Origin of the sequence: Actibacterium lipolyticum (assembly GCF_900184935.1) — a bacterium.
GTDB lineage: Bacteria > Pseudomonadota > Alphaproteobacteria > Rhodobacterales > Rhodobacteraceae > Actibacterium_A > Actibacterium_A lipolyticum.
On sequence record NZ_FXYE01000001.1, the window covers coordinates 664,871 to 682,568 of the forward strand.

Consider the following 17,698-nt stretch of genomic DNA (forward strand, 5'->3'; position numbering starts at 1 on the left):
GATAAGGCCAACTTCGTTCAGAGGCTGGTCATGGCGCTTGATACACCTTTTGTCCGCTTCGTTCGGTCTGGCGGCAAATCAGAATTTACGGTCAGTCTCGACCGATTGAACCGTGCCCCAGAGAGGAAGGATGCATCCTTCAATCTGGCACCGTATTTACAGAGATTTCTGGAGCTTCTGGAAGACGCTGACGCGGGCAATGCCGCGTTCCTGTCTGAAAGTCTTGGCGACGCAGATGGTTATAACTCCGGACCTTTGAAGCAGCGCATTTTTGATGAATTTGAGGCCCGCCTTACCGTGACGCAGGCCGTTTATGAGCGTGAAGGTCATGACAGAGCCGGGATATTATCTTTGATTGAAGTGGACATCCAAGCGAATGAAGCCTGGTTGTTGCGGCGATTTGAGAACGAACTGAACGAGGCGCGGCAACGGGCAGCGGGTGTCACGCATTACATCTGGCGATCTGCTGACGATTCAAAGGTCCGGTCTAGCCATGCCGAGCGGGATGACCGTGTATTTCCATGGGATCACGGCTTTCCGGATGGGTTGCCGGGTGAAGCGCACAACTGTCGGTGCTATGCGGAACCGGCCATTCTCAATGGACAGACCATTCTGACAGGTCGCCCCGTTTCGCCGGACTTGGCGGATCGCATCTCAGATGCACAAGGCAGAGGTCTCGCACGCGCCGGTGAGGACGCGCTGGTTAGCACGGTCACTGGCATCTACGATGTGCTCCGTTTTTCCTATCTCGGATATCGGCGTCTGTTCGGTGTCATCACGGATGAGGAAGAACAGGAACGGCTGACCGCGCGGCAGAATATCCTTGATGCACTGGAACGATTGGCGGAGCTGGATCGTGAGACGGCCGAGCAAATCGCCGAGGAGGCGGCTTCCTATTTCGAGGCGCAGCACGCAGAGCTCCGCTTGCTTGACCTTGAATACCGCCTAGGCCTGACCAGTGAAGAAGCCTTGCTGCGCGCCTATGAAGACGTGGCTTACCTCGATGCGTCGGTTCTTCTTGGTGGAACGGCCTTCACGGCGGGTGCGGCAAAGCTGGGGATCAATCTGACTCGTCTGCGTCCGACAGCAGCTCTGAACGCTCTACGTGCTGGTCGCAATCGGTTTGACGATATGATCAATACGCGTCGCCGCGAGGTCGATACGCTGGTTGCGAGCCGTTTTGCAGATCTGGAGGCTCAGGGACACGGGCCACAACGGCATGAAGGAGCGGTAACACGCCAGATGCTGGAGGATCGGGTTCTGCGTGGCATTGACCCAATGACCGGCACTACGACAGATGGGGTCACCGGAGGGACACACAATACGGTCCGAACCGCGACCCGAATAACCAACGAAGCAGACTTTGTAGCGGCGGAAGCCCAAATTCGCAGGTCACCTGACTACCGTGCGGCACGTGATGAGGCGATGTCGAGGTTAGGATTGCGGACAAGAACGACCTTTGAGGTATCGTTGCCGATTGAAGATGTTCTTGGGCGAGATTTCCATAACGCTGTGGAGGGAATCCGTCGCCTAGGTAGTGTTAAAAATCCAACGGGAATACAGACGGTTGATTTTGGTAGTGGTACAGTCACTGCTGTATATGAGCTTTTGCATACGGGCGAGCCTTCTTTGGTCACGTTGTTCCCGACAGGAGTTAGATGATGGTCGATCTTCGAACCCAGGCATGGCTGGATGATATGTTCATCTATGGCGGAGGCAACGTGTATGGTCCCCCACAGTTAAAAGAGGAGATCGACGCGCGCGGTGAGTGGGCCGAGCGCTTCCGTTCAAATTTTGATCATGTCCTGGCCAAAAGAGAGCTTACGGCTTTGGAATATGAGGATCGCACAGAGATCAGCTTTGATACCGATGTTGAGTTTTATGATTATCTCGCAAAGCTTCATCATTTTCTTTTCTCGGATGGCCCGATGCCTTGATGGGTTGGTAGGGCAATTGTCCACGCGCCCGACATGTCTCGGACGATGACAAACCTGCCGTCAACGAGCTTTGTTAAGGTGTCGAAACCCTGCGAGAAAGTACATTTTGTCCCCGTAGTGGCTCGAATTTGGGTCCAAAGCGGTTGGCCTAAGCGAATGTCGGCATTGCGGGCTGCGATCGCAGCATCCGGCATTGGCGCTGAGAGTCCGCTATGGGCCGGAACGGTGACACTCTAGGGCCCCCTTAACCGACCCACTCCTCACTCCCCATACGGCACCCAGATGTTCTTCACCTCGGTGGCGGCGCGCAGGAATTCGCGGCCTTCGCCTTCGGCTGTCATCCAATCGCGGGTGCGGGCGTGGTTGACCCATGTGCGTTTCAGGTTGCCGGCCGCGCCCTTTTCGATCACCGCCGATACATCGCTTGAGGAAAAGGACCACACCGCGTCCACATCCAGATGGCCCGCCAGCGTTGGCGCCAGTTCCGCGTGGTTGCCTGTGATGATGTTCACCACGCCCGCCGGCACGTCCGAAGTTTCAAGCACTTGGTAGAAATCCGTCGCGGCCAAGGGGAACGGCTCGCTCGCCGTCAAAACGCAGGTGTTGCCCATCGCAATGGCGGGCGCCATGACCGACACAAGGCCCAGCAGGGGCGCATCATCGGGGCAAAGCGCGCCGATTACGCCCACGGGTTCGTGCATTGCCAGCGCGACACCGCGAATGGGCACCGAATGCGCGGCCCCGTCGTATTTGTCCGCCCATGCGGCATAGGTGAATAGGCGGGCGATTGCGGTTTCCACCTCTGCCTGTGCGGTTTTGGCGTGCACGCCGGTCAGGCTGCGCAGGCGTTCGGTGAATTCAGCCGAACGCGCCGAAAGGTTCTCTGCGATATAATAGAGGATCTGCGCGCGCAGGTGGCCGGTCGTCTTGGCCCAGCCAGCGGCTTTGTGCGCGGCCTCTACGGCGTTGCGAATGTCTTTGCGGCTGCCCAACCCTGCATGGCCCAGCAAACGACCCCGCGCGCCATAAATCGGGCGGGAATAGCCGCTGTCAGGGCGGGCCTGTTTGCCGCCGATGTACAGTTTGGCGGTGCGGTCCAGCGGGTCTGCGACGTCAAGCTCTTCTGGTTTTGCTTCTGCGGTGATGGGCTTAAGCGGCTTGGTGATGCGCGCAGGCTTTAGATAAGCGTGGATGCCTTCCCAACCGCCTTCGCGCCCAAACCCGCTTTCGCGCATGCCGCCGAACCCGGCAGCGGCGTCAAACAGGTTGGTGGCGTTGACCCAAACCACGCCCGCGACCAGCTTGGGCGCGATGTCGAGCGCAAGGTTCACGTTTTCCGTCCACACACTGGCGGCAAGGCCGTAGCGGGTGTTGTTGGCCAGTTGCACAGCCTCGGCCGGGGTGCGGAAGGTGCAGCCGACAAGCACGGGGCCAAAGATTTCTTCCTGCATCAGCTTGGCCGCGGGGGACAGGCCGGTGATCAGGGTGGGGGGGTAATAACAGCCCTGTTCGGGGATGGCGCACTTGGCTTGGTAAACCTCTCCCTCTGCGCCGCCTTCGGTGACAAGCTGGGTGATTGTTTCAAGCTGAACAGGGTCCACAACCGCGCCAACGTCGATACATTTGTCCAGCGGGTTGCCAAGGCGCAAACCGTCCATCCGGGTCTTCAGCTTGGCATAGAACCGATCGGCGATCCCTTCCTGAACCAACAGCCGCGAACCCGCACAGCAGACCTGACCTTGGTTGAACCAAATCGCATCCACCAAGCCTTCGATCGCGCTGTCGATGTCGGCATCTTCGAACACGATATAGGGGGATTTCCCGCCCAGCTCTAACGTCAGGGATTTGCCGCTTCCGGCGGTCGCTTCGCGGATCTTGCGGCCCACCTCGGTCGAGCCGGTAAAGGCGATCTTGTCGATGCCGGAGTGGTTGACGATCAATTCACCCGCAGCGCCATCGCCGGTGACGATGTTCACCACGCCTTTAGGCAGGCCCGCCTCGCGGCAGATGTCGGCAAACCGCAGGGCCGTCAGCGATGTGTATTCGGCAGGCTTCAGAACCACGGTGTTGCCCGCAGCCAGCGCAGGCGCGACCTTCCACGCCAGCATCAGCAGGGGGAAGTTCCACGGAATGATCTGACCACAGACGCCAAGGGGTTCGTGCCCGGGCAGCTCTGCCTCCATCAATTGGGCAAGGCCGGCGTGGTAATAGAAATGGCGCTGCACCAGCGGGATGTCGATATCGCGGCTTTCGCGGATCGGTTTGCCGTTGTCCAGCGTTTCCAGAACCGCAAACAGGCGGGCGTGTTTCTGAACCAAACGGGCCAGCGCATAAAGGTATTTCGCGCGGGCATGGCCGGGCAGCTTGCCCCATTTGGCTTGTGCTTTACGCGCGGCGGCGACGGCAGCATCCACATCGTCAGGGGTCGCTTGTGACAGGGTGGCCAGCACCTCTTCGGTGGCGGGGTTGCGGCTTTCGAAGCCGTCGGTGGGGCTTGTGAACTTGCCATCAATGAAATGGCCGAACCGATCACCGCCATCCACCAGCCACGCCAATGCCTCGGCCGCGCCTTCGGGGGCAGGGCCGTAATCCATGGTTTCGAAAATTTCGGATACGTTCATCGTCTTATCCCATCGGGTGGCGGTAAGAGGCCGAATACTGGCCCGTCACGTGGTGTTCCAACTGGCGCTCAATATCGCCCAACAGGGACGAGGCACCAAACCGGAACAAATCGGGCTGAAGCCATCGGTTGCCCAGCTCGTCCTTCAGCAGCGCGATATAGTTCAGGGCGTCCTTGGCCTTGGAAATACCGCCCGCCGGTTTGTACCCGACCCGGTGGCCGGTGCGTTCGTGATAGTCACGGATGGCGCGGATCATCGTTAGGGTCACAGGCAGCGTGGCATTCACGCTTTCCTTCCCGGTCGAGGTCTTGATGAAATCCGCCCCGGCCATCATGCACACAAGCGACGCACGGGCGACATTGCGCAACGTACCCAATTCGCCGGTCGCCAGAATGGCCTTCACATGGGCTTCGCCACAGGCGTCGCGGAACTCTTTCATCTCGTCATACAGAGCCTGCCAGTTACCGGTCAGCACGTGGCGGCGGGAAATGACGATGTCGATCTCTTCGGCACCGGCCTTCACGCTTTCGCGGATTTCCTGAACACGCAGGTGAAAGGGCGACAGGCCAGCGGGAAACCCGGTGGAAACGGCGGCAACGGGAATGCCCGTGCCTTCTAACGCTTCGACGGCGGGCTTGATCATTTCGTGGTACACGCAGACCGCACCGGTGTGGATCGGCCCCATGCCAAGCGCATCAAGAATATCGGCGCGCACGGGCTGGCGGGCTTTTGCGCACAGGCGCCGCACACGGCCGTCCGTGTCGTCGCCCGACAGCGTCGTCAGGTCGATCAACGTGACCGCCTTCAACAGCCACGCGGCCTGAAACTCTTTCTTCACCGACCGGCGGCCGGGCAGGGTGGCGCAGCGCCGCTCAATGGCCGAGGTGTTGGCCTGAACGCCTTTGACCCAGTCCATGTCCAGTTCCATCCCCGGATTGCGGGCATGGCTGACCTGCGGCAAAGCAGCGTCGTCAGAGCGTGCTTGCGTTATCGTTTGCGGGTTGGTTTGCACTGGTGATTGCCTCCCATCCATTGCGTTTTCAAAGGTCGCACGAGGGCGCAGAATTGGCAAGCCGGGGCGCGGGCTTCGCGGCAAGTGACGCTGGGTGCGCCGCATCTAAAAACCCGCCCCGATGACATTTCTGTGAACTTGACGCAAAAGTCAGGATGTCCTGACTGCCCCAACGCCGCAGAGCAGCGTAGCATTCAACCCATCGAGGAATTTACCCTCGGACGGTGCAAACGCACAGACAATCGCACATCTGATTTCGACAAAAACACCGGCCAATTTTTGACGCCGCGTGGCCAAACGCACCGAGTTTTTTGACCGAAACACATTTCTTAGGAACACGTTATGTTTGTATTCATTTCTCAAAAAGCCAGCCAACACTGGCGAAGTCCATGGTTGCTGGCTGGGTTGGTTGGCCTGTTCGCAACCTCGCTTCATGCGCACGAAGCGTGGCTTTTAACCCCGGAAGAGATCGAGGCCCTGGCAGCAGAGCCAATGCCAGAACTGTTCGCCAGCCGCCTTTGGCTGGGCTTGGCTGCCGTGATCGGCTGCGCTGTCACCGCGATAGCCCTGGTCGGCGAAGACATCCTGCGCCCGCTAGAGGCACGCCTTGCCGCGCCCCTTGTCGCCATTTCGATGACGGTTGGTCCGCTTTTGTTGCGGATCGGTACGGCCGTCATGCTTGGGCTTGCCGCGCTGGGTGGCCTGCCGCGCCACGGCGTTGCCCATTGGGCAGAGCCCACCTTTCTGGTCCCGGATATGCAGCTTTCGCTTTTGGCGGGCTGGGGGTGGCTTGCCCCACTGCAAATGGTCGTGGCCTTCTTCCTTTTGCTGGGTTTCATGACGCGGTTCGCGGGGTTGGCGCTTGTCCTGTTGTCCGCTGTCGGGATCGCCCTGTTTGGGCCGACCTTCCTGTCCTACACCCCCCACTTTGCCGCGCCCGGCGTGATGCTGGCGCTGATGGGTGGCGGCGCGGCGTCTGTTGACCGCTTAATGGGTACTGGAAGCATCCTTCGCCCGACGCCCGGCGTGGCGCAGATGGGCTGGCGCGTGGCGCAGATCCTTGTTGGTGCCGGGTTCGTCTATCTGGCGGTGGCCTATAAGCTTACTCAGCCGACGCTGCTGATGGCGATTTTGGAACATGGCAGAATGCCCACGATGGGCCTGTCTTACGCGCTGATCGCGCTGGTGATGACAGGCGTTGAAATCATTTGCGGCCTTTTGCTGATGATGGGGCGGCTGATGCGCCCGGTTGCCGTTGTCATCGTTGGGGCGATCACCTTCCTTGCCGTGGTGCTGAACGAAACGCCGCTGTTTCACGCCAACCTTTATGGCGCGATGCTGTTGCTGGCGATGACGGGGCGGATGTTCCCACAGCGCCCGGCCCGTGCGCAGGTTATCTGGGGGGCGACGGCATGACGTTCGATCGCCTCGCAGCGCCGCTTGCCATGGCGCTTTGCCTGTCGGCCTTTGCGCTGTTCGTCCCCCAGATCAATGCGGGGGGCGGGCCGCCACGGTCGGTCTTTCTTCAATTGCCAGACGAAGCGCCAACCCCTGACGTACAACTGACCGCCGTGCCAGCCAAAGACGGCGAATGGTTCGTAACGATCACGGCGTCGGATTTTCGCTTTACCACGCTTTGCCTGCCCGAAGCAGAGCCCGTGCCGCTGGGCCATGCGCATATCATCGTCGATGGGCAAAAGGTCGCGTCCGCCTATCATCCGGTTGTTAAATTGGGTGTTCTTGCCCCGGGCCAAAGACACATACAGGCGGTTCTGCGCGGCCAAGACCATCGCGCGCTGCTGGGCCGCCAAGGTATGATCAAGGCTGACATCTTTGTAACCGTGCCAAAGGCCTAGCCACTGAAAACGCCCCGTCTTAGGGGCGTTTTTCGTCTGGCGCACACCGCCACTAGACACATCCGTGCAATCCCGTTATCCCACCAGCATGATCAAGCAGCTTCATATCGCCTCTTTGCGACGCCGACGTTTCTAACGTTCCGCGCCTGATCTTTCGTGCTTTGCACGTAACCTTCCTTCAAATCGTTGACTTGCCTCCGTGCCTTTGGCACCAATCGGGCTTCCATTCGTAAGGACTCTCTCCATGATCCCGTCAATTCTGCCGACCTATAACCGGGCACCGCTAAGTTTCGTCAAAGGCGAAGGCTCTTGGCTGACAACGGATCAGGGGGAACGATACCTTGATCTGGGCGCCGGGATCGCGGTGAACGCGCTGGGCCATGCGAACCCCATGCTGGTTGATGCGCTGACCGCGCAGGCCAACAAGGTTTGGCACCTGTCCAACCTTTATCAGATCCCCGAACAACAGGCGCTGGCCGATGCGTTGGTCGCAAAGACCTTTGCCGACACCGCGTTCTTCACCAACTCTGGCACCGAGTCGTGCGAGCTGGCGGTAAAGATGGCGCGCAAATACTGGTACGAAAAGGGCCAGCCAGACCGGGTGAAAATCATCACCTTCTCTGGTGCGTTCCACGGCCGGTCTTCGGCCGGTATCGCGGCGGCAGGGTCTGAAAAGATGGTCAAAGGCTTTGGCCCGATGTTGCCCGGCTTTGTGCACTTGGAATTTGGCGATGACGCCGCCTTTGCCGAGGCGATGAAAGACCCAGACGTTGCGGCCGTTCTGATCGAACCCATTCAGGGCGAAGGCGGCATCCGCCCCGTTCCAGACGCAACGCTGAAAGCTATGCGCGCGGCCTGTGACGAAACCGGCGCGCTGTTGATCCTAGACGAGGTGCAGTGCGGCGTTGCGCGGACCGGCAAATTGTTCGCCCATGAATGGGCCGGCATCACGCCCGACATCATGATGGTCGCCAAAGGCATCGGCGGGGGCTTTCCCCTTGGCGTGGTGCTGGCCACTGAAAATGCTGCAAGCGGCATGGTGGCGGGCACGCACGGGTCCACCTATGGCGGCAACCCCTTGGGCTGCGCAGTTGGGCTGGCCGTGCTGAACGAGGTTTCGACACCAGAATTTCTGGAAGAGGTCGGCCGGAAATCTGGACTGCTTCGCCAAAAGCTTGAAGGTTTGATCGCTTCTCATCCCGACGTGTTTGAAAGCGTGCGCGGCACCGGCCTGATGCTGGGCCTGAAATGCAAAGTGGCAAACGGTGACGTGGTGAACGCAGGCTATGCGCAACACGTGCTGACAGTTGCCGCAGCTGACAACGTGGTGCGGCTTTTGCCTGCGCTGAATATTACCGACGAAGACATCGGCGAAGCGGTTTCGCGCCTTGATCTGGCCGCCGCCTCGCTCAGTTCGGACGGATAAACAAAATAGTGGGGGCAACCCCAAGGGACACTTAAGATGACGCATTTTCTTGATATCAACGCAACCAGCCCCGCCGACCTTAGGTCGATGATCGATCAGGCCAAAGTGATGAAGGACGCCCGCAAAGGGCAACCCAAAGGCGCATTGGATGCCGATCAGCCCCTTGCGGGCCAGATGGTCGCGCTGATCTTTGAAAAACCTTCCACCCGGACGCGCGTATCGTTTGACGTCGGCGTGCGTCAGATGGGCGGGCAAACCATGGTGCTGTCGGGCAGCGACATGCAGCTTGGCCATGGCGAAACCATCGCCGACACGGCCCGCGTGCTAAGCCGCTATGTTGACCTGATCATGATCCGCACCTTCGAAGAACAGACGCTGCTGGAAATGGCCGAATACGCGACCGTGCCGGTTATCAACGGGCTGACCAACCGCACGCACCCCTGCCAGATCATGGCCGATATCCAAACCTTCGAAGAACACCGCGGCTCCATCGCGGGCAAAAAGGTGGTTTGGTCGGGCGACGGCAACAACGTCTTCGCCAGCTTCGCCCACGCGGCGGGGCAGTTCGGGTTTGACCTAACCTTCACCGGGCCGCCCGCGCTGGACCCGGAAATGGTCTTTGTCGAAGAAGCCCGCGCCAAAGGCGTGAAGGTCGAAATCGAACGTGACCCGGTAAAAGCGGTCGAAGGTGCCGATCTTGTTGTCACCGACACATGGGTTTCCATGCACGATCCGCAATCGGCCCGCGAACGCCGCCACAATCAACTTCGCCCTTATCAGGTGAACGACGCGCTGATGGCCCATGCCAAATCCGACGCGCTGTTCATGCACTGCCTGCCAGCCCACCGCGACGAAGAGGCGACAAGCGCCGTGATGGATGGCCCGCATTCGGTGATCTTTGACGAGGCTGAAAACCGCCTTCATGCGCAAAAGGCCGTCATGCGGTACTGCTTGGGCGTCTAAGCGCAGATTGATCAGAACAGATGAACCGGGCTGCTTTGGCCCGGTTCTTTCGTTTAGGGTTGTGATCGGAACAGGCCTGTCAGGCTATTCCTGCAACAACGATGCCGCCTCAAACGGGCGCAACAGCCGGCGCGCGGCCTGCAGGTTTTCCAGCGCGATTGGGCAGTCCAGCTCTGGGAAAATCTTGAAAAACTCTTCGCGGCTTGGCGTGTTCAGCGCCGAAAGGGTCCATTCCGCCGGAAGGAAGCTTTCGCTCCAGACGCCGTTGCTGGAAATCACCTCGTGGTCATCAAACATGATGTGGATGTAGCAGACAGTCGGCACATTAAGTGTTTCGGCCAAATTGGCTTGGGCCAGACACTTTGCATGTACCAAAACCTCGGGCTCGGAAAACAACAACTCTGCTGCAGGGCGTTGCACCAGAACGCGGTGATTGGGGGAAAGAGTGATGTCACGTTCCGGCATGTCGTTGCCAAGCGCGCCCTTACGAATGCGCACGGGGCGCAATTCGGGGCTCTTTATCATCTGTCGGGGATTAAGCGTGTTCGTGCCAATCCAGCGGATCGTTTTCAGGCCATTGTCGCGGGTCAGAACCCGATCGCCGACCTTAAGGTTCAAGACCGGGCGTTCACCTTTGTCGGTCGCGATAAGGCAGTCGGGTGTGAAACAGACCGTTCCGGGTGTGGAAGGGGCCTCGCCAATATAAGCGCCGTTCGAATCCCAGAAATGAGAGTCGCCAGACGTTGTATTGCCGACCCTAGGGGCGCTTAACCCGATTGCTGGGCCATCGTTAGCGGTGATCATTGCGTTTCCGACGCCAACGAATTGCACAACATCTGCGCTGCCGCTGCTGTTATCAACCAAGGCAAATCCGGCCGGTACTTTTTGGCTGCCGCCTTCAACGATGTTGGTGAACAACGTATAGATGGTTTCGCCATTTGGCAGGGTGACTATGTTTGTGACCGAAGTCAGTTCGACGGTGGTTCGCAGGTCGCCACTTCGGTTATAGATGGCAAGATCGAAATCCGCGGGGTCTTCGCCCGGAAGCAATACAATTTCAATATAGTCGCTGGCGTTGGTCGGGTCGTTCCGTCCCTTAATCTCTGAAATATAGGCCATACGCTGACGACGATCCTCGGAATTCTTTACCCGCCTGCAATCGCAGACTTACCCACTCGGTAAATTGAGCGCAGTTAACACTTTTTTCGTCAAGGTTCCTTTCCCGTTGGTTTTCCCCCCATACGGCCTGTTGACGGCGTCTTTAACGCCTGCGTTTGGCCCGCAATGTGGGTTCCTCAACGGTTGGGTCTTCGGGCCACGGGTGGCGCGGGTACTTGCCGCGCATGTCCTTTCTGACATCCGCATAAGAACTGGCCCAAAAGCCCGGCAAATCCATCGTGGTCTGAACCGGGCGTTGTGCTGGCGACAAAAGCGTGATGCGAAGCGGAAGGCGTTTGGGGCCAATTACCGGGTGCTGTGTGACGCCGAACATCTCTTGCAGGCGCACAGAAATCTCTGGCGCTTCGCCGGAATAATCGATGGCCACTTTACGCCCCATTGGGGTTTCGAAATGCGCCGGTGCCAAGCGGCTGACCAATTGCTGCTGGTCCCAGTCCAGCGCGTTCAGCAGCGGGTTTGACATATCAAACCGTTTCAGAGCCTCGGCGGTCTTTACGCCGCCAAGATGTGGCAGAAGCCAATCGTCGATCCGCGCCATTAGCCCATCGTCGGAAAAGTCGGGTAAACCCGCGCCTTCGTGACGCAGCAATTCCACCCGCGCCTGAAACCGCCGCGCGGCATCGTTCCATGGCAAGCCCAGTTCGCGAATGCCATCCAGCATCGCATGGGCGATTGCGTCTTGCGGGGCGTCTTTCCAGTTTTGGTCGTTCAGGACCAACGCGCCGAACACCTCTTGTCTGCGGGCAACGACGCGGCGTTCGCGCCGCGACCATTCACACAGATCACGCCATTCAATCTGATCGCTGTATAACCCGCGCAGTTCTGACTCGCTGATCGTTGCGGCCATCCTGATGCGGGCTTCGCGCGCGTCGCCATCCAGATCGGTCGCGACGATCAGCCGGGCGCCCGCCATCGGGTCGCTTGCCTCCATCACCGCGCCTTTGCCCCCCGACAACACATATCGCGGGTCATCCCCATTGCGGCGCATCCCGATGCGGTCGGGATAGGCAAGGGCGGCCATCTCTCCGGCGGTTAGGCTTCCCTCATCGCGCACAAACTTGGCCAAGCGGCGGCTTTCGGCATTTATCGCGGCTGCATTGCCACGAACCCGCATGTTCTGGCCCTGCGAAAAGGCCCGCGTGTCGGCCAAGGCTTTTAGCCGAAGGGAAAGATCAACCTGCCGCGTTTCCAATGGATCACGATCTGCCAGCAACGCCGCCAACCGTGCGCCGCCCTTGCCCGCACGGATCAGCATGTGGCCCAGCCGGGGGTGCAGGGGCAGGGCAGCCAGCGCGCGCCCGTGTTCCGTGATCCGCCCGTCTTTTAACGCGCCCAACTGCGTCAGCAGTGCCTGCGCTTCGGCAAAGGCACCGGGGTTGGGTGGCGTCAGAAACGCAAGGTCACCGGGCGTCGCCCCCCACAGCGCCAGTTCCAGCGCCAGACCCGTCAGGTCGGTCGCCTCAATCTCGGCCGGAGGGAAGGGCATCAGCCCGCCTTCCTCGCCTTTGGTCCAAAGCCGGTAACAGGTGCCTTCCGCCACGCGCCCGGCACGGCCCCGGCGCTGTTCTGCTTCGGCTTTGGTTACCCGCTCTGTCACAAGGCGCGACATGCCCGAATTCGGATCAAACCGCGCCCGCCGTGCCCGTCCGCCATCCACGACCACCCGGATATCCTGAATCGTCAACGAGGTTTCGGCGATCGCAGTCGCCAACACCACCTTGCGCCCGGTCTGTGCCGGGGAAATCGCCGCACGCTGCGCCTTGAAATCCATCGCCCCAAAAAGCGGATGAACCGAACAATCCGCCGGAAGGTTCAGCGCGCGTTCCACGCGCCTGATCTCTCCCTCGCCGGGCAGGAACACCAAAATGCCGCCCTCTGTCTCTGCGGCGGCCTGTTCCACCAACGCCGCCACCGCCTGTTCATAGCGTTGCGTCTTTGCCATCGGCTTTTCCAGCCACCGGGTTTCAACCGGAAAACTGCGCCCTTGCGATGTGACCACCGGCGCATCCGACAACAAAGCCGCCACCGGCGCGGCGTCCAACGTCGCAGACATCACCACCACGATCAGGTCATCGCGCAGCGCCTCGCGGATTTCCCACGTTAGGGCAAGGCCCAGATCGGCGTTCAACGACCGTTCGTGGAATTCGTCAAAGATGACCGCGCCGATGCCTGACAGCTCTGGGTCGGATTGGATCATCCGGGTCAGGATGCCTTCGGTCACGACCTCGATCCGGGTGTCGCGCGAAACCTTGGCATCGCCGCGAATGCGGTACCCAACGGTGCCGCCCACGTTTTCGCCCAGCGTTTCAGCCATTCGTTCGGCGGCGGCACGCGCGGCCAAACGGCGCGGTTCCAGCATCAGAATGCGCCCGTCACACAGCCCCGCCTCTAGCATGGCCAAGGGCACGCGCGTTGTCTTGCCCGCGCCGGGTGGGGCCTGCAAAACCGCGCGCCCTGCGTCGCCAAGGGCCGCCAACAGCGCCGGAAGCGCTTCGTCTATGGGAAGGTCAAATCGTTTCACCCGGTTCTTATCGGTGATTTACGGCACCTCTGCCAGCGCTTGCGAAAAACTCGTCTCGTGGGCTGGACATGACCCTGCGTGCAAGGGCAAGAACAGCAGCGGACCAGACCGGAGTACCCAATGGACATTGCCGATCTCGCAACCCGCATTCTTGCAGGCGAACGCCGGGCACTGGCCCGCGCCATTACATTGGTGGAAAGCGGGCGCGATGATCACCGCGCGCAAGCTGTCGAATTGCTGGATGCATTGGCGACAAGCAACCGTCAGGCGCTGCGCATCGGCCTGTCGGGGACGCCGGGGGTTGGTAAATCCACCTTCATCGAAAGTTTCGGGATGATGCTGACGGGGCAGGGGCTGCGTGTGGCGGTTCTGGCCGTTGATCCCAGCTCTGCCCGTTCGGGGGGCTCTATCCTTGGCGATAAAACCCGGATGGATCGGCTTTCGCGCGATCCGAACGCGTTTATTCGCCCCTCGCCAAGCCAAACAGCGCTGGGGGGCGTGGCCCGCCGAACCCGTGACGCCGTCGCCCTGTGCGAAGCTGCGGGGTTTGACGTTGTCCTGATCGAAACGGTTGGCGTCGGCCAATCCGAAACCATGGTCGCCGAAATGGCAGACCTATTCGTGCTGCTTCTTGCGCCCGCGGGGGGTGACGAACTTCAGGGTGTCAAACGCGGCATCATGGAAATGGCCGATCTTATCCTCGTGAACAAAGCTGACGGTGATCTGAAATCCGCCGCCACGCGCACCTGCGCCGATTATGCCGGTGCGCTGCGCCTGTTGCGCCGCCGCCCGCAAGACCCCGATGGGTTTCCCAAGGCGATGATGGTTTCTGCGCTGGCCGAGGAAGGGCTGCAAACCGCCTGGGCGGAAATGCAAACGCTGACCGACTGGCGCCGCGAAAACGGCCACTTTGCCACCCGCCGTGCCGACCAAGCCCGCCATTGGTTCGAAGAAGAAGTCCGCCTTGGCCTTTTGGCACGGCTGGAAAAAGATCCCGCAATGCGCAGCCAGATGGCTGAACTGGGAAATGCCGTCGCCCATGGCCAAACCAGCGTTTCAGGTGCTGTTCTTGAAATGTTGCGCGCGTTAAGCTGATATTGGCGCCCAGTGCGGGATAAGCGGCGAAAATAGCCCGCAAAGGGCTTCAATGTGATCCGCGCACAGGATTCCTTGGATGAATCACTTGACGCCCCCCCGCTTTTGCCCGTAAAGCACCCAAACGGAATTTGAGGGCCCGCTTTCGCGGCACCCTAGTGTTATATCGAGACAAGGAAGAGACCCATGTCGCGCGTCTGCGAACTGACCGGAAAAGGCCCCATGTCTGGCAACAATGTCAGCCACGCCAACAACAAGACCAAGCGCCGGTTTCTGCCGAATCTGAACGACGTTACGCTGATCTCTGATACGCTGAGCCGCTCGTTCAAGCTGCGCGTGTCCGCTTCGGCACTGCGTACGGTGGACCATCGCGGTGGACTCGACGCGTTCTTGGCAAAAGCCAAGGATGCAGAGCTTTCCGCAAAAGCGCTGAAAATCAAAAAAGACATCGTTAAGGCACAGGCAGCAGCCTAATCGCCCGACTGATGTATCGGAATTGCGGCCCCGTCATTCTTTGGCGGGGCCGCTTCCTTTTGGCACGTTTAAGATATGTGCCTCAGACCCTATATGCCTAGCTGATGAAACTGCTGCGCCCCTTGTTCGCCACGCTATTGGCGCTGACGCTAAGTTTGGCTTCGGTCACGCTTGCCAGTGCGCGTGGGCAGGCACCGGTTTCTGGCGAAATCGTCATCTGTTCGGGGTTGGGTCTTCAGACCATCACGATTGACGCCGATGGCAACCCGGTTGGGTCGCCCCATATCTGCCCTGATGGCGTCGCCTCCTTCGTTTCTATTGATGTTATTCCTCCTGTTTTGCCCCAGCAGCCATCTGTTGTGGGCAAGCGACTTGTCCCGCTTCAGGCGCTGGTGCGCGCTGGCGAACAATCGCTTCGGGCCACGGCACGCGCACCCCCCGCGTTGTCCTGACCCGGCACAGACACAATATCAAAACTCAGAAAAACGGAGGACACCATGTCCCTCTTCAAAACGACTCTCGCGGCCGTGTCCGCAATCGCTTTCGCGCTGCCTGCCTTTGCTGACGGCATGATGGTGCAAGATCCCTATGCCCGCGTTTCGACCGCGATGTCGAAATCCGGCGCGGCATTTATGATGATCGAAAACATGACCGGCGAAGATGATCGCCTGATTGGCGTCAGCTCTGACGTGGCGCAGCGGGTGGAACTTCACACCCATCTGTCCAACAATCAGGGCGTCATGCAAATGATCCACGTCGAAGAGGGCTTTCCCATTGCCGCCGGCGAAACACATGCGCTGGAACGTGGTGGCGATCACGTGATGTTCCTTGGGCTGAACCGTTCGCTGGCCCATGGCGATATGGTGCAGGTGACCCTGACGTTTGAAAAAGCCGGCGACGTGGTTGTCGACATTCCGGTCGATCTGGAACGCATGCCCGTTCACGGCAACATGCAGCACGGCAAAATGGACCACGGCCAGATGGGCGCGCCCAGTAACTAAGCCGATAACATCTCGTCCACCCAGGTTGGGACAATCTGGGTGGCGGGGCCTTGCCGGGTGTTGGCAAAGTCATGTGCGCCAAGCGATGGCTCTAGGTTCAACTCTAACGTATCCGCCCCGGCCCGCGCCGCATCCTGCACAAACGCAGCCGCCGGATAGACGTTTCCAGATGTTCCGACGGACACAAACAAATCCGCCGCGCGCAACGCATCCCAGATCTGATCCATGTAAAACGGAAACTCGCCAAACCAGACGATGTCGGGCCGCGTGGTGTTTTCCGCACAGGCAGGGCAGGGCGCGTGGGCGTGCATTTCCAGCGGCGCGTCCCAATGATGATCACAGGCAGAACACCGTGCGCGCATCAGCTGCCCATGCATATGCCACACAGCGCGGGAACCGGCGCGTTCATGCAGGTCATCCACGTTCTGAGTAACGATCAGTACATCGCCGTCAAACTCGCTTTCCAGCTTTGCCAATGCGTGGTGTGCGGCGTTCGGGGATGCCTCGTGGCAGTTCTTGCGCCGGGCGTTGTAAAAGTCGTGGACCAGATCGGGGTTGCGGGCGAATCCTTCGGGTGTGGCGACGTCGTCTAGGTCATATTTCGTCCACAGCCCGTCTTTGTCGCGAAACGTGCCCAGCCCGCTTTCCGCAGAAATTCCTGCCCCGGTCAGAATGACAATCTTGGTCATCACACACTCCTTACGCTACAACACTTACCAAAGATGGAGGCCGCAATGACCACCCGTATTCTGTTCGTTTGTCTAGGAAATATCTGCCGATCGCCCACAGCGCACGGGGTTTTTGCGCAACTGGCGCAGCAATCCGGTGTGGATGTTGTGGTGGAAAGTGCGGGAACGGGCGGTTGGCACATCGGCGATCCGCCCGACGCCCGCGCCACCGCCGAGGCCGCCGCGCGCGGCTATGACCTCTCACCGCTGCGCGCGCAACAGGCGACAGCGGCTGATTTCGGGCGGTTTGATCTGATCATTGCGATGGATCACTCCAACATGGCCGCGCTGGAACGGATGCGCCCCGCCGACAGCGAAACGCCTGTTGAACTGTTCCTAAACTATGCTGATACGCTGCGTGACGAAGTGCCCGACCCTTATTACGAGGGCGGCTTTGACCTTGTTCTGGATCTGGTCGAAGAGGCCAGTCGCGGCCTATTGGCCGCGCTCAGCGCGCGTCGCTAATCAGCCGCAATAGGCTTGGGCCGTATTGCCGAACTGTTTGTACCGCTTCCAGAACGCTTCGTGGCTGCGGTTGTCCGACTGGCGGATTTCCTGCGCACGGTGCGGGTCTTTGAAGAACTTGGCGGCCATTTTCTGATCGCGCTTGTCCAGAACCAGATCAGCCGCATCTTGAATGCAGCCACACAGGTTGCGGGAAACGGCTTTGCGATCCGACTGAAGGCATGCACGTTCAATAGATGACCCCGCCGTTGCGATGGGGGCCGAAAATGCGACGATGAAAGCCGCGATTACCAGTTTTTTCATTTTACTGCCTCGATCCGTGCGGGTGCCTGATTTGCTCAGATTCTCCCCGGGTGGGTTAATACCGTCTGAAAATTCTGCCCGATTTTGGCGAATTTTTCAATTCACAAGATGTAGGGC

17 protein-coding genes are annotated in these 17,698 nt (G+C 59.7%); 11 read left to right on the plus strand and 6 right to left on the minus strand.

Translation table 11 applies throughout. From position 1 onward, the window contains the following. The first annotated feature begins 30 nt into the window (after positions 1 to 30). Together COL8621_RS03270 and COL8621_RS03275 are read left to right on the plus strand one after the other, a co-directional pair. Positions 31 to 1,662 carry a phage minor head protein gene (locus tag COL8621_RS03270; protein WP_093965884.1) on the plus strand — a complete coding sequence of 544 codons (1,632 nt, stop codon included), beginning with the start codon at positions 31 to 33 and terminating at the stop codon, positions 1,660 to 1,662. After that, the gene (locus tag COL8621_RS03275; protein ID WP_093965885.1) at positions 1,659 to 1,937 is read left to right on the plus strand and encodes a hypothetical protein; all 279 of its coding nucleotides are present in this window, start codon (positions 1,659 to 1,661) and stop codon (positions 1,935 to 1,937) included. Before COL8621_RS03270 ends, COL8621_RS03275 begins: the two co-directional genes overlap by 4 nt. 260 nt (positions 1,938 to 2,197) lie before the next feature. Here the strand turns inward: COL8621_RS03275 and COL8621_RS03280 are convergent, their stop codons facing one another. Both COL8621_RS03280 and deoC read right to left on the minus strand, forming a co-directional pair. Next, the gene (locus COL8621_RS03280; protein ID WP_093965886.1) at positions 2,198 to 4,558 is read right to left on the minus strand and encodes an aldehyde dehydrogenase family protein; all 2,361 of its coding nucleotides are present in this window, start codon (positions 4,556 to 4,558) and stop codon (positions 2,198 to 2,200) included. A 4-nt stretch (positions 4,559 to 4,562) separates the two neighbouring features. After that, positions 4,563 to 5,675 carry a deoxyribose-phosphate aldolase gene (gene deoC, locus COL8621_RS03285; RefSeq protein ID WP_370804553.1) on the minus strand — a complete coding sequence of 371 codons (1,113 nt, stop codon included), beginning with the start codon at positions 5,673 to 5,675 and terminating at the stop codon, positions 4,563 to 4,565. Between the two features lie 237 nt (positions 5,676 to 5,912). Here deoC and COL8621_RS03290 point away from each other — a divergent pair, with 237 nt between their 5' ends. From COL8621_RS03290 to argF, 4 genes are all read left to right on the plus strand, one after another. Continuing rightward, positions 5,913 to 6,986, plus strand: a complete 1,074-nt coding sequence (locus COL8621_RS03290; RefSeq protein ID WP_093965887.1) for a DoxX family protein — start codon at positions 5,913 to 5,915, stop codon at positions 6,984 to 6,986. Then, the gene (locus tag COL8621_RS03295; protein WP_093965888.1) at positions 6,983 to 7,426 is read left to right on the plus strand and encodes a hypothetical protein; all 444 of its coding nucleotides are present in this window, start codon (positions 6,983 to 6,985) and stop codon (positions 7,424 to 7,426) included. Before COL8621_RS03290 ends, COL8621_RS03295 begins: the two co-directional genes overlap by 4 nt. Before the next feature lie 244 nt (positions 7,427 to 7,670). Beyond that, positions 7,671 to 8,852 (plus strand): aspartate aminotransferase family protein, encoded by a 1,182-nt coding sequence (locus COL8621_RS03300; RefSeq protein ID WP_093965889.1) that lies wholly within the window; start codon positions 7,671 to 7,673, stop codon positions 8,850 to 8,852. A 36-nt stretch (positions 8,853 to 8,888) separates the two neighbouring features. Continuing rightward, positions 8,889 to 9,815 carry an ornithine carbamoyltransferase gene (argF, locus tag COL8621_RS03305; protein ID WP_093965890.1) on the plus strand — a complete coding sequence of 309 codons (927 nt, stop codon included), beginning with the start codon at positions 8,889 to 8,891 and terminating at the stop codon, positions 9,813 to 9,815. Positions 9,816 to 9,899: 84 nt separating this feature from the next. Here the strand turns inward: argF and COL8621_RS03310 are convergent, their stop codons facing one another. Continuing rightward, positions 9,900 to 10,934, minus strand: a complete 1,035-nt coding sequence (locus COL8621_RS03310; protein ID WP_093965891.1) for a Hint domain-containing protein — start codon at positions 10,932 to 10,934, stop codon at positions 9,900 to 9,902. 142 nt (positions 10,935 to 11,076) lie between these two features. Then, positions 11,077 to 13,515, minus strand: coding sequence for an ATP-dependent helicase HrpB (gene hrpB, locus COL8621_RS03315; protein WP_093965892.1), 2,439 nt, complete (start codon positions 13,513 to 13,515; stop codon positions 11,077 to 11,079). Between the two features lie 120 nt (positions 13,516 to 13,635). Between hrpB and meaB the strand changes: the two genes are divergently transcribed. The 4 genes from meaB (at position 13,636) to COL8621_RS03335 (ending at position 16,085) form a co-directional block, all read left to right on the plus strand. Beyond that, positions 13,636 to 14,610 (plus strand): methylmalonyl Co-A mutase-associated GTPase MeaB, encoded by a 975-nt coding sequence (gene meaB / locus COL8621_RS03320; RefSeq protein ID WP_093965893.1) that lies wholly within the window; start codon positions 13,636 to 13,638, stop codon positions 14,608 to 14,610. A gap of 186 nt (positions 14,611 to 14,796) precedes the next feature. Further along, positions 14,797 to 15,084 carry a 50S ribosomal protein L28 gene (gene rpmB / locus COL8621_RS03325; RefSeq protein WP_093965894.1) on the plus strand — a complete coding sequence of 96 codons (288 nt, stop codon included), beginning with the start codon at positions 14,797 to 14,799 and terminating at the stop codon, positions 15,082 to 15,084. A gap of 104 nt (positions 15,085 to 15,188) precedes the next feature. After that, positions 15,189 to 15,536: a hypothetical protein gene (locus COL8621_RS03330; protein WP_093965895.1), complete on the plus strand. Its 348-nt coding sequence runs from the start codon at positions 15,189 to 15,191 to the stop codon at positions 15,534 to 15,536. Positions 15,537 to 15,581: 45 nt separating this feature from the next. Then, complete coding sequence (locus COL8621_RS03335; RefSeq protein ID WP_093965896.1) at positions 15,582 to 16,085, plus strand: copper chaperone PCu(A)C; 504 nt, start codon at positions 15,582 to 15,584, stop codon at positions 16,083 to 16,085. Here the strand turns inward: COL8621_RS03335 and COL8621_RS03340 are convergent. Next, complete coding sequence (locus tag COL8621_RS03340; protein ID WP_093965897.1) at positions 16,082 to 16,774, minus strand: NAD-dependent deacylase; 693 nt, start codon at positions 16,772 to 16,774, stop codon at positions 16,082 to 16,084. The two genes, COL8621_RS03335 and COL8621_RS03340, sit on opposite strands and share 4 nt — an antisense overlap. 45 nt (positions 16,775 to 16,819) lie before the next feature. Here COL8621_RS03340 and COL8621_RS03345 point away from each other — a divergent pair, with 45 nt between their 5' ends. After that, complete coding sequence (locus COL8621_RS03345) at positions 16,820 to 17,278, plus strand: low molecular weight protein-tyrosine-phosphatase (RefSeq protein WP_093966893.1); 459 nt, start codon at positions 16,820 to 16,822, stop codon at positions 17,276 to 17,278. On the opposite strand, the gene COL8621_RS03350 is transcribed toward COL8621_RS03345, so the two are convergent. Continuing rightward, positions 17,279 to 17,581 carry a hypothetical protein gene (locus tag COL8621_RS03350; RefSeq protein WP_093965898.1) on the minus strand — a complete coding sequence of 101 codons (303 nt, stop codon included), beginning with the start codon at positions 17,579 to 17,581 and terminating at the stop codon, positions 17,279 to 17,281. Positions 17,582 to 17,698 lie beyond the last annotated feature (117 nt).